General features: G+C 28.6%; 8 protein-coding genes and 1 pseudogene. All 9 read right to left on the bottom strand.

The window, feature by feature from the left end; genetic code table 11:
- A pseudogene (locus H2277_RS08495) lies at window positions 1-1,081 on the bottom strand (hypothetical protein); the annotation flags it as partial.
- Window positions 1,081-2,103, bottom strand: coding sequence for a DUF1311 domain-containing protein (locus H2277_RS08490; protein ID WP_337201894.1), 1,023 nt, complete (start codon window positions 2,101-2,103; stop codon window positions 1,081-1,083). The gene H2277_RS08490 and the pseudogene H2277_RS08495, both read right to left, overlap by 1 nt.
- Before the next feature lie 50 nt (window positions 2,104-2,153).
- Entirely contained in the window at window positions 2,154-2,663 is a 510-nt protein-coding gene (locus tag H2277_RS08485; protein WP_337201893.1) for a DUF6402 family protein, read from the bottom strand.
- A 2-nt stretch (window positions 2,664-2,665) separates the two neighbouring features.
- The gene (locus H2277_RS08480) at window positions 2,666-3,148 is read right to left on the bottom strand and encodes a hypothetical protein (RefSeq protein WP_337201892.1); all 483 of its coding nucleotides are present in this window, start codon (window positions 3,146-3,148) and stop codon (window positions 2,666-2,668) included.
- A 160-nt stretch (window positions 3,149-3,308) separates the two neighbouring features.
- Window positions 3,309-3,773: a hypothetical protein gene (locus tag H2277_RS08475; protein WP_337201891.1), complete on the bottom strand. Its 465-nt coding sequence runs from the start codon at window positions 3,771-3,773 to the stop codon at window positions 3,309-3,311.
- 148 nt (window positions 3,774-3,921) lie between these two features.
- Window positions 3,922-5,070 carry a DUF6402 family protein gene (locus tag H2277_RS08470; protein WP_337201890.1) on the bottom strand — a complete coding sequence of 383 codons (1,149 nt, stop codon included), beginning with the start codon at window positions 5,068-5,070 and terminating at the stop codon, window positions 3,922-3,924.
- Complete coding sequence (locus H2277_RS08465) at window positions 5,009-5,242, bottom strand: hypothetical protein (RefSeq protein ID WP_337201889.1); 234 nt, start codon at window positions 5,240-5,242, stop codon at window positions 5,009-5,011. The genes H2277_RS08470 and H2277_RS08465 overlap by 62 nt, the downstream gene beginning before the upstream one ends.
- Complete coding sequence (locus H2277_RS08460) at window positions 5,243-5,980, bottom strand: hypothetical protein (protein WP_337201888.1); 738 nt, start codon at window positions 5,978-5,980, stop codon at window positions 5,243-5,245.
- A gap of 89 nt (window positions 5,981-6,069) precedes the next feature.
- A partial coding sequence (locus H2277_RS08455) for a hypothetical protein (RefSeq protein WP_337201887.1) occupies window positions 6,070-6,744 on the bottom strand: 675 nt, incomplete at its 5' end.

Raw genomic sequence — 6,744 nt, 5'->3', positions numbered from 1 at the left:
TAAGATAGGGGGAGAGAAAGTTATCTTTATTTGGAGTGATTCCCTGTATATTTCTAAACTTTTCAGGAAGATTATTTGCTCTTGCATCAGCATTATAAAATTCTTGATAAGTTTGGTTTTGATTTTTTTTAGCATAGAGCAATTCATCTTCATATTTTATAATCCAATCTAAATATGTTTGATTGGGTTTTTCTTTTTGAAAATCTATGACATAATATTCGCTAATTTCTTTAATTTTGCCTGTATGTTTATCTTTAACTTTTCTATGAGTATATTTAAAATTCAATATTTTAAATATACCTATTGCCATCTTAAAAGCTCTGTTTTCTTTGTATTCAAATCCAAAAAATAAAGATTCCCAAAATCTCCTTTTGGCTATACCATAGACATTGCTATTTTCAAAAATCTTCTGATATGAGCTTTTATCTTTATCTTTATTGTTATGTTTATAATTTAAACTAAAATTAACCCCATATCGTAAAGTAAAGAATGCTAAGAAACGATTATCTTTATCTTTGTTGCATATATCAAAGAAATATTTCCTAGAACTACCGTTAACATTAAAAGCATAAGATAAAATTCCTGCATATTCATTAGTTTCTTCATCCATTTTTAAGGTTTGGTTATTAAATTTAGAAGCAGTTTGAAAAATATCATCAGATGTTATTTTTTTGATTTTTATAGCCTGTTCTTTGTTTAGTTTAAAACTACTTTGCTCGGTATATTTTCTTAACAAATCATCAAGTTGCTTGCGTATGGTGTCTATATCATCATTTGTTACTTCTTTTTGTGTAATGTTATAAAATTCATTAATCTTAGTTTTATTATCTTTATCTTCATTATCTAAAGCCTCTATATCTTTTTCAGACTTTAAATCTTTTACACTCCCAAATAATCCTAATTCATTTAATGTAGCAATCAGCCAATTCCTTTCTTTCAAATTAGCGCCATAGCCTATGGTTAAATATCCTTTATCTTCGTTTGCATGATCATTGTAAGGCAATGCACTAAAACCCTCAACAACTTTAAGGAAGTTAGAGAGATCTTCTAAATACTCTGTATTTTTTGTCGTTTCAAACATCAATTATTTCCTCTTGTATAAGTGCATTTTAACTCTCTTTTATTACCTTCTAAAAGATAAATGCGTGTTCTTGGATAGGTAGAATTCTCATCATAAAAAAATCTCTTATTCCATAGAGTAATATAATTTTTTCCTTGAAACTCCATAACATTATAAACTAAATAGCTTAGTATAGGACTCTCAAAATCAAATTCTAGTCGTTGTGAAATTTTATTGCTTGGCAGGGCGTATGTATCAAATGCCATGCTAGGCACTTCACTAATCATCGCAACTTGATAACTAGTTTTTTCTCCATGAAAATGCAAATCATCTCCATAGATTTTATCACTTGCTTTTGCATCTAGCTTACCATTTTTATATATTGCAAGTGCACCAAAATAGTTTCCTAATGAAAGAATTACATTATCTAACACCCCATCATTATTAATATCAATTTTTCTTTTAAAAACGAAAGGATATCCTCCGATAAAATCTTCTATTTTTTCTGTAAGCTTTCCTTTTTCTGTGCAATACAGAGAATAATCAATATCTCTATTATTTGCTCCAAAAGCACAAAAACCTATACTAAAGGGAGGATTGACAGATCGAGGAACTTCTTGCCATTTACTGTCATCACTCTCATATCTTCTTGCATATTCACATAGTTCTTTATTGTTAGAATCTAGCACTTCTCCTAGAAGTTTAAGTAATTGTGTAATGCGCTCTTCATAAGCATCTTTTATAAAATCAACTTCATTTAAATTTTTAATAAATGCTCTTTGTGAATCTAAAAGATCTTTTAGCCTTTGCTCCTTATCAGGAAATTTAGAGATTTTTAACTCTTTTCTTAATTGTGTATAGACTTCACCCATATAGCGATCTAAATTCTGTAACTCCCCACTTTCATCATTACAAATCATCTTTTCAACTTTTGTAGTTGCTTTGCTACAATCAAAGCTAGGTTTAGCTTCTTTTGGGGATTGTGCATTAGCACTAATGGCTAACATTAAACACAATCCTAAAACTATTAAAAACTTTTGCATAAGAACTCCTTTAATTTACTCTGTATTTTTTGTCGCTTCAAACATAATAACTACTCCTCTAGCACAATATCTAAAAATGTAGAGCTATATAAAAAGAAATCTAAGCCAAGATTAAAATACTGTTTTGTTTTTAGAAAGTCTGAATTATATAAGGGAAATAAGAATGATTTTGGTGAGGTATATTTAAAATGAAATTTTGTATTTCGGTATTGCATTATCGAATTATATAAATCAAATCCTACCTTCTCATAATCCCATGCCCCAATTGTTTGATTCGGACTATTTCTAAAATCAAAGCTATCATCAACATAAGCTTTAATTTGTGTAGGATAGATAGCTATTTCTTTTTCATTCATTTTTATCGCTTCAAAACTATCCAACACATAATAGATTTGAAATTTACCAGAGAGGGCATAAAGAGCTATAGTTTGGTTTGATCTTTCTTTAGAGCTTAGTTTATATTCTATCCCAAATTCCTTATTAGCAATTCCATAAAATTGCATTTGGCTTTTTTTTAAATCACTAGGTTTTATATTATCAAGGAGTTTAGTCCCATTCATTGTTACACTCCATTAAAGAATTTAACTACTTTGTCAGCTAAATCATATTCAAATGCTGCAAACCATATTGCATAAAATAGCAAAGAAAATAAAAGATTTAAGCCAAAGAGACAATATTTTTCTTTTTTACTTGGAAAAATATTTTGCTTATTGTTGGATAAAAATTTAAACAATAAAAGGTATATTGTGGAATAAATATTAAAGATCATTGCTCCAAGAAACACTATAAATACAGAATCCATATTAAATTTAAAAAAGAACGATATAATATGAGCTATAATAAAAATAATATAAGAAATAAAACTGCCAATAATCCAATAAACAATACTTCTATTTTTAAGCAATGTTTTGTTTATTTTAGGGATAAATGTCGTGAGAATAAATGGTAATATTGCTGGAATCACAAGCCATAACATAGCAAGACTATAAAGAAATGCTATCAAAATTGCTTTTGGTGGAATTATCAATAAATCTGTAATATTCATCAATCTACCTTTATACTTATAGGCATTGAAAAAGAGCAAACTTCTATATTTTTAAAAGTAGGAGTAAGGTTTCTAAAATCACAACCAAGATTGAAATGTTTCTGCGTTTGTTGGATTTGTACTTGTTGGTAGTCGTGGTTTTGATATATAAGTTTTTGCATTATGGTTTATCCTTGCCTATCATAGATAAGATTCTATATAGAATCTTAGTAAAAAATGACTTATGATTTTTATAGAGGATATAGCTAAGGAGTAGTGCAATTATACTGGGAAAAACCACAACAAGAACATAAAAAGTTATAGTGCGAATCGCCTCATTTCTCTCATCGATTTTAAGATAATATCTATCACACCATGAGCTGATATAATATCCAATAGCATACATCATTACAAAAGAAAGGATAAGTAGTCCAATCCCAATAAAAAATGAAACGATATATCTGCCTAGTCTCTTTGTAAATGAAATCTTTTGCATATCAAAATAAGTATAGATAATAGCATAGAGTATAAAGGTAAGATGTATAATTTGCAAGATAATGGGGATTAAAAACATTTGAAAAATTTCAAAAAGGCTGATAATAGTTTTATCGACAAATATTACCCACATAGCTAAGTATAACAACACTGAAGCTCCAATATGCAGAGTAAGATTCACATATTGAGGCTTATATTTATACAATAAAAGCGTCAGACAATAAAGGGGTAGAAAATAGTATGCAATAAGACTAAGCCCATATATAAAAGGCTCATAATCACCACCAGCAAAAAACATCTTACTTCCCCACTATAAAAGTAAAAGCAGTATCTTGCATTTGCGTATGACTAAAATCCATATCCAAAAATGTAGAGCTATATAAAAAGAAATCTAAGCCTAGATTAAAATACTGTTTTGTTTTTAGAAAGTCTGAATTATATAAGGGAAATAAGAATGATTTTGGTGAGGTATATTTAAAATGAAATTTTGTATTTCGGTATTGCATTATCGAATTATATAAATCAAATCCTACCTTCTCATAATCCCATGCCCCAATAGGCTGATCGCTACCATTATTATTAAAATTCACAGTATCAATGATAAAAGCACGCACCTTTTTGCACGCAGCATATAAAGAATGGTAATTATAGAATCTTGTAACTCTCGTGATTTGTATAAGGCTTGGTATATATAAGATATTAAAAGCCCCTGCGATAGAGTATAGAGCAAAATTCTGCTTGTATTTTGGGTTAGAGTGGAATTTATCTAAAACTTCTTTTTCATGTTGTATGGAGTTTTGCAATGAAAATGCATCAAATTTACTTAAGCCTAAATGCGGTAAAAACACATCATTTTTTATATCAAACCTTTGAAAATATAAACTATTATCGATAATATCTGATGGTTTTTGTAAGTCTTTTATAGCTTTATGAGTTTCTGGGAGTGTTTCCTCTTTTTTATATAGCTTAAAGACTTCTGCATTCTTCGTCTTATTCTCTTTCATTGCTTGGATATTGAGTGCCATTGTATATTCTTGTGTATTTTTAATGTTTTTTATATCTAGTAAAGTATCATTAAGAAAATCTTCGAATTGTTTTTGAAAATCAGATTCTTCTCCAAAAAGCTTTTTGAGATTCATATACTCGCCCTTTAGCTCTTGCATTATGGGGAACTTCATGTAAAAATTATTCCAATCTAATTCCGCATAAAATCTTGCTTTATCTCTTGATTTTGTGTTGTCAGTCTTTAATTGTTGCATCTCTACTCTAGGCAATATCTCCTTTACTATTGTTTTCATTGTTTCATTAGGGATAGTATCTATAAAATCTTGTGAAGTAGAGCTTCTAAAGGTTAAATCTTTTAATTCTTTAGTATCACTTGGATTATCATGCCATAATCTTTGACAGATATAGCTTACCCCCCCCCCAACCAAGCCTTGAGATTTCATCTTTGTTTGTATGTGCCCTTAGTGTTTCTGCTAGAGTGCAATCAATGGTAATTTTTGGAGCATCTGCACTATCAGCATACATCTTTGTTCTAACCTCTTCAACCAACCTTAATAGACTAAAAAGTTTATTATAAAATTCCTCATAGCTTAAATTTGTTATCTTAATTGGCATTTAGTTTCCTAATAATTTATTAAGTTTTTTATCTTCTGTAAAAGCTTGATAGAGCTTCTCATAAAGTATTTTATATACTTTTACTGCCTCATCAAATAAATCTGCATTTGCTTCATTAATCCGAGATTGTAGAATAAAATAGTTCCATTGTGCAATATTATAAGCCATAAAATCTATAACAATGCCTTTAGTAGTGTTTTCAAAAAAATTATTAAATAAATTGTAGTTAGATAAAAAATTTATTTCATCATATTTTTCTAACGGGCAAGCAGCACCATTAAATTTTTCTACTCTTTGGTTAAAATTCCATTTTTTTCTATTAGCTTCGCTATCTATCATTCTAAAAGCTAAAGTAGCAATCGCTTCTAAATAAATTTGTTTTATGCAATAATTAGATCGAAAGTCTTCTTGTTTTCCTGTCCCAAATGGTACAATAAAATAGCACTGAAATACATTTCTATCGCTCATAACAGAGTGATTAAAATATTTCAGCTCTTCTCTTTCATTTTGCCCCTCTTTTGTGTTTTTTGGGATACTCTTTAGTATTGAAAAATAGAGTTTAGAATATAATCTATCAAGTTTTTGTAACTCCCCACCTTCATCATTGCAAATCATCTTTTCTACTTTTGTAGTTGCTTTGCTACAATCAAAGCTAGGTTTAGCTTCTTTTGGAGATTGAGCATTAGCACTAATGGCTAACATTAAACACAATCCTAAAACTATTAAAAACTTTTGCATAAGAACACCTCCTTTAAATAGAAATTAATTTTATTTATTTGTAAGCTTTTAAATTCCTCATAGCTTAAATTTGTTGTCTTAATTGGCATTTAGTTTCCTAATAATTTATTAAGTTTTTTATCTTCTGTAAAAGCTTGGTACAAATCATTATAATACTCTTTGTATTCATCCACTATCATATCAAAATGATATATACCTATTTCATTTCTTAGAGAATATGTGATAAAATAGTTCCATTGTGCAATATTATAAGCCATAAAATCCACAACAACGCTTTGAGTAGTGTTTTCAAAAAATTTACTAAATAGATTATAATTAGATAAAAAATTCATATTTATCCCATCATAAGTTCCATTTTTATTGATAATAGGAATATTAATAAAATCTTCTATTTTTTGATTAAAATTCCATTTTTTTCTATTAGCTTCACTATCTATCATTCTAAAAGCTAAAGTAGCAATCGCTTCTAAATAAATTTGCTTTATGCAATCATTAGAATGTAGCTGAAAGTCTTCTTGTTCTTCGACTGCAAAATAACATTGGAATGTATCTCTATTCTTCATGACAGCTATATTAAAATACTTTAGTTTTTCTCTTGCATTTTGCCCCTCTTTTGTATCTTTTGGGATACTCTTTAGTATTGAAAAATAGAGTTTAGAATACAATCTATCAAGTTTTTGTAACTCCCCACTTTTATCATTGCAAATCATCTTTTCAACTTTTGTAGTTGCTTTGCTACAATCAAAGCTAGGTTTAGCTTCTTT

Origin of the sequence: Campylobacter sp. W0014 (genome assembly GCF_020135975.1) — a bacterium.
GTDB lineage: Bacteria > Campylobacterota > Campylobacteria > Campylobacterales > Campylobacteraceae > Campylobacter_D.
The sequence above is the reverse complement of the archived record's forward strand: the minus strand, read 5'-3'. Positions and strand labels throughout refer to the sequence as shown.

Bases quoted from the DNA above. Each gene is read 5' to 3' on its own strand.
- H2277_RS08465 (WP_337201889.1), bottom strand. From the start codon at position 5,242: ATGCCAATTAAGATAACAAATTTAAGCTATGAGGAATTTTATAATAAA.
- H2277_RS08470 (WP_337201890.1), bottom strand. From the start codon at position 5,070: ATGAAATCTCAAGGCTTGGTTGGGGGGGGGGTAAGCTATATCTGTCAA.
- H2277_RS08485 (WP_337201893.1), bottom strand. From the start codon at position 2,663: ATGAATGGGACTAAACTCCTTGATAATATAAAACCTAGTGATTTAAAA.
- H2277_RS08460 (WP_337201888.1), bottom strand. From the start codon at position 5,980: ATGCAAAAGTTTTTAATAGTTTTAGGATTGTGTTTAATGTTAGCCATT.
- H2277_RS08490 (WP_337201894.1), bottom strand. From the start codon at position 2,103: ATGCAAAAGTTTTTAATAGTTTTAGGATTGTGTTTAATGTTAGCCATT.
- H2277_RS08480 (WP_337201892.1), bottom strand. From the start codon at position 3,148: ATGAATATTACAGATTTATTGATAATTCCACCAAAAGCAATTTTGATA.